Annotated in this window: 1 protein-coding gene; it reads left to right on the top strand. The window is 71.0% G+C overall.

The window, feature by feature from the left end; genetic code table 11:
* Nucleotides 1-15 precede the first annotated feature (15 nt).
* A complete protein-coding gene (locus FXO23_RS46600; protein WP_343034597.1) occupies nucleotides 16-5346 on the top strand; it encodes a beta-ketoacyl synthase N-terminal-like domain-containing protein in 5331 nt (1776 codons plus the stop codon).
* Nucleotides 5347-5358: the final 12 nt, after the last annotated feature.

Here is a 5358-nt window from a genome sequence, read left to right as displayed (position 1 = left end):
TTCGCCTATGTGGCGATGGTGCGGGCGGGGATGGTGTCGCCTTCGGGTCGGTGTGCGGCGTTCTTGGGGTCGGCGGATGGGTTGGTGCCTGCGGAGGCGGTGGCGGTGGTGGTGCTGGCCTCGGAACGGGTCATTGAGGATTGTGGTTTGTCCGCGTATGCGCGGGTTGCTGGTAGCGGTGTGAATTACGACGGGCGGACGAACGGGATCACGGCGCCGTCCGGTAAGGCGCAGGCGGAGTTGGTGCGGTCGGTGTGGGAAAAGGCCGGTGTGGCGCCGGGTTCGGTGGGACATGTGGTGGCGCATGGCACTGGCACGAAGCTGGGTGATCCGGTGGAGCTCAACGCGCTGGCCGACGTGCTCCGCGACGACACCTCCGGTGGTGAGTGTGTGGTGACGTCGTCGAAGTCGAATGTGGGGCATTCGCTGGCGGCGTCGGGTGTGGTGAGTCTGATTGGGTTGGTGCAGTCGTTGCGGACTGGTGTCATTCCGCCGTCGATTCCGCGTGATCTGGCCGCCGGTGCGTCGGCTGGCGAGCCTGCCGGGCTGAACGAGTACGTGCGTTGGGGTGAGGGTGGTCTGGCCGTGCGTGCCGAGGCTGGGCCGTGGCCGTCTTCGTCGGTGCCGGATGTGCGGATTGGTGCGGTGAGTGCGTTCGGGATGAGCGGCACTAACGCGCATGTGGTGCTGGAGGCTCCCGTTGTTGAGGGTGGTGGCGTGCCTGGGGTGTCGGCGTGGGCGCCGTTGGCGGTGGCGGAGCATGTGCTGGTGGTGTCGGCGGCCACCGCTGAGGCGCTTGCCCGGCGGATCGCCGATCTCGCGGCCTGGTGCCGGAAGCACGCCGAATCGGACGAGCCGGGGTTGTTGCCCGTGCTGGCGCACAAGTTGTGGTGGCACCGCGACCACCATGCCCACCGCGCCGCCTTCATCGTCACGTCCCTACACCACGCCGCCGACCTGCTCGGCGGCGGCGCGGCAGGCGGTCGCACCGGCGTCCTCGACCAGGACGCGTCGGCCGAACCCCTCCTCGAACGCACCCTCGGTTCGCTGCTGGCCGACGCTTCCGCGCTCGGTAGCGACGACCACGACCACTGCACCGCACTGGCCCACCTCTACGTCACCGGCTACGACCCGCGCACCACACTGCCACGGCAGGCCCCGCCACTGCCCCACCTCGACCTCCCTGGCTACCCCTTCGCCCGCGAGCACTACTGGGCGGAGGGACCACCGATGACCGCGCTCGGCGGCGGGAACGTGGCGCCGCACGCGTTCGTCCAGCGCAACGAGTCCACGTTGGACGGTGTGGTGTTCCGTAGTTCGCTCCGGGCATCTACGGTCGGTCGCGAGATCCACTGCGCTTCCGATGTTCCGGTCGTCGTCCCGGACGAGGTGTTGCTCGAGATGGCTCGTGCCGCCGTCGCGATCGCCCACGGTGCCGACGACGTTCCGGTCGAACTGTCCGATGTGGAGTTACTCGAACCAATGGTGCTGCCCGGCTCCGGTGCGGTCGAGGTCGAGGTCGTGCTCGGCGGCGGACCGGGTGACCGCGTCGAGTGGCAGATCGCCAGTGTCGCCTCCGAACAGGCCGGAAAGACCGAACAGGCCAAACAGACGGTGGACACCGAAGGCGCCGACGAGCGGCGCCACGTCTACGCGCTCGGTTTCGGCGCACTGACCGAGCCGCCGGCCGCGCCCACGCTCGACGAGCTGCGGACAGCGCTGGACGGGGGTGGCGAGGGCGTGCTCGTCGCCGTCGACGTCGAACGCGCCCGCGTCCCCGGCTCGGGTGAGCTGGTGCTCGAACCCGGCCTGCTCCCGGATGCCGTCGCGCACGCCGGGGACGTGGTGCGGATCGAGCAGGCGCGATTCTCCCCGTCCACCGCGGACGCGGCGTGGCTGCACGTGCGAGCGGCGACGACCGAGAGCGAGCACCGTTGCGACCTCACCGCCTACGACGAACACGGCGCGCCCCTCTGGACGATCACCCGCCTCATCGCCGACCGCAGCGCGGCGTCCGTGCCGACGGACTCGAACCTCGTCGCCGTGGCCACTGGTGAAACGGCGTCCACCGGAGCTCTGCGCCGCTCGCACATGACGGGCTGGACGGCCGAAGAATGCCTCGCCTGGGAGGTGCGGGAAGCGATCGGGAAGGTGCTGAGCATCCCGTTCGAGCGAGTGCACCCGGCGACGAACTTCGCGGAGTTCGGGTTCGACTCGATCCTGCTCGCCGATCTCGCGGCCGTGCTCGGCGGACGGCTCGGCAGGACCGTGACCCCCGACCTGTTCTTCGGCGCGCCCACGGTCGACCGGCTCGTGCCCACGCTGTTCGAGCGGTATGGCGACGTCCTCGTGGACGCCTACCGGGAGGCGGCGAAGCCCACGCGTTCGGCAGCCCCCGCCTCGCGCGGCACCGGTCGCGCCCGCGTCGACCGCCCGCGTCCCGCGCCCCCCGCATGCGGCCGTGCGCGCCAGGTGAACGATCCTGTCGCCGTGCTCGGCATGGCGGGCCGGTTCCCCGGTGCCGACGACGTCGACGCGTTGTGGCGGCTGCTGGCCGAGGGCCGCGACGCCGTCTCGGAACTGCCTGCCGACCGCGCCGGGAGGTGGCAGGAACTCGGCTTCGACCCGGCGGAACGCACCCTGGTCCGCGCGGGCTTCGTGGCGGGCGTGGAGGAGTTCGACCCGGCGTTCTTCCAGATCTCCCCCCGCGAGGCCGACGGCATGGACCCGCGCCAGCGGTTGCTGCTTCAGGAGTGCTGGCACGCCATCGAGGACGCTGGTCTCACCACCGGCGACCTCCGGCGGTACCGGGTCGCCGTCTTCGTGGGCGCTGAGGAGGGCGACTACGACCACTACCCGGTGTCCGAGGTGAGCATCACCGCCAACTCCAACGCGATTCTCGCGTCGCGGCTGTCGTACTTCCTCGGCCTGCACGGCCCGGCGCTGGCGACGAACACCGCGTGCTCGTCCGGTCTCGTCGCCGTGCACCAGGCACGGCAGGCGATCGCCGCGGGCGACTGCGACATCGCCGTCGTCGCCGGGGTGAACCTGATGCTCGCGCCGCACGTGTACGGCGCGATGGCGCGCGCCGGAATGCTCTCCGCCACGGGCGTGTGCCGCGCCTTCGACGCCGCCGCCGACGGCATGATCCCCGCCGAGGCCGTCGCGGCGGTGGTGCTCGCGAGCCCGGAGGTCGCGGCAGGTGCGACCACCGTCCCGCACGCCACGCTGCTGGCCACCGGCGTCAACTACGACGGCCGCACCAACGGGATCACCGCGCCCAGCGGCGCGGCTCAGACCGAACTGCTCACCCGGGTGTGGCGCGAGCACGACATCGAGCCGGCGAGCGTGCGACACCTCGTCGCGCACGGCACCGGCACGAAATTGGGTGACCCGGTGGAGGTCAACGCCGTCATCGACGCGCTCAAGGCGGCAGGCGATTCCGGCACCGTCGGCGTCTCCTGGCACCTCACGTCGACGAAGTCGAACCTCGGCCACGCGCTCGCCGCGTCCGGCGTCGTGAACCTCATCGCGCTGATCTCGTCGCTGCGGCGGGGCGCCATTCCGCCGACGATCGGTCTGTCACACCCGAACGACTACATCGCCTGGCAGGACGCCCCGGTGACGGCAAGCCCCGAACCCGTGCCGTGGCCCGGCGACGACGTGAGGCGCGGGGCGACGAATGCGTTCGGCATGAGCGGCACCAACGCGCACGCCGTCGTCGAGTACCGCCCGCCGCGGGCCGAAACCTGGGTTGGTTGGACCGACGCTCCTGAGCACGTGCTGGTGTTTTCCGCGCGCACCGCGCAGGCGCTCGACCAGCGGCTCGCCGACGTCGCCGCGTGGCTCGAGCGGACACCGCACAAGCCGGGGTTGGTGGCCGTGCTCAGCCACACCCTGTTGTTCGGACGCGACCACCTCGATCACCGCGTGGCCGTCGTCGTCCGGTCGCCCGCGCACGCCGTCGAGGTGATCAACGCGCTGCGTGGGGCGGCCACCCCGCCGCCGGGGGCGTTCGTCGGTCGGGCCGAGTCGAACGCCGCTGCGGAGAAGGTGCTGCAGGAGACCGTCGACCGGCTCGCCGCTACGCGTGCCGACGATGCCGAACTGCACGACAACGCCGTGGCACTCGCCCGGCTCTACACGCTGGGCTACGTGCCGAGCGCACGGCCCGAGGGGGTGCCGCCCGCGCCTCGGCTCGACCTGCCCGGCTACCCGTTCGCGCGAAACCGACACTGGGCCGACCTGCGTGCCTCGCGCAGGCGGGCCGCCGCGTTCGCGTCGACACCGGGCGATTCGCGGGCGACGGTGCCGAACGGGTCCGCGCCTGCCGCCGTGCTTCCGGTTGCTCCGGCTTCTCCGGTGGCCGTGGTCGCACCGGTTCCGGCTCCGGTTGCTCCGGGTGCGGCGACGGTAGCTCTGGCGGCGCGGGCGCGGACGGTGTTGGAACCGCCCGAACGGGTGGCCGTCGAGCCGCGCCGGACGCTGCCGAAACCAAGCGGGATCAGGCTCGTGCCGCTGCCGGAGTCCACGGTCGTGCCTGCTGCCCCGGTCGCGCCGGTCGTGCTCGCGGAACCCGTCGAGCAGGCCGCACCGGTCGCGGCGCAGGCGCCCGCCGACCCCGTCGCACCGGGGATCGATTCAGCGGTGTTGGAGGAGTTGTTGGTGCGGACGTTGGCGGGGCAGTTGTTCGTGGACGAGTCGGAGATCGAGCTGGATCGGAGTTTCACGGAGATGGGTCTGGACTCGATCGTGGGCGTGGAGTGGGTGTGGGAGCTGTCGATGGAGCTGGGTGTCGATATCGAGTCGACGCGGCTGTACGAACATCCGACGGTGACGGCGCTGGCGGGGTATCTGGCGCCGCTCGTCGGATCCGGTGCCGGTTCGGTGCCGACCGCGCCGGAGTCCCCGGCTCCCGCGGTCGTTTCGGCCGATCCCCTTCCGGCCCCATCAGTGTCCGTTGTGGATTCCGGCGCGTTGGAGGAGTTGTTGGTGCGGACGTTGGCGGGGCAGTTGTTCGTGGACGAGTCGGAGATCGAGCTGGATCGGAGTTTCACGGAGATGGGTCTGGACTCGATCGTGGGCGTGGAGTGGGTGCGGGAGCTGTCGATGGAGCTGGGTGTCGATATCGAGTCGACGCGGCTGTACGAACACCCCACGGTCACCGCGCTGGGCACGTTCCTTTCCGGAATCCTGCCGACCCGGCCCGCCGCCACGAACGCGAACGACGCCAACCGAGCCGATCGTCCGAACAGGACAGACAACCTCGACGAGCTGCTCGAAGAGATCTACGCGGGCCGCCTTGACCCCGACGCGGCCGACGCCCTACTGGCCGACCGCCGTTGAGAGGACTCGACT

Source organism: Amycolatopsis anabasis, assembly GCF_009765355.1.
In the GTDB taxonomy this organism is placed as follows: domain Bacteria; phylum Actinomycetota; class Actinomycetes; order Mycobacteriales; family Pseudonocardiaceae; genus Amycolatopsis; species Amycolatopsis anabasis.
Note: the sequence above shows the minus strand (reverse complement) of the source record. Positions and strands in the feature narration are given on the sequence as shown.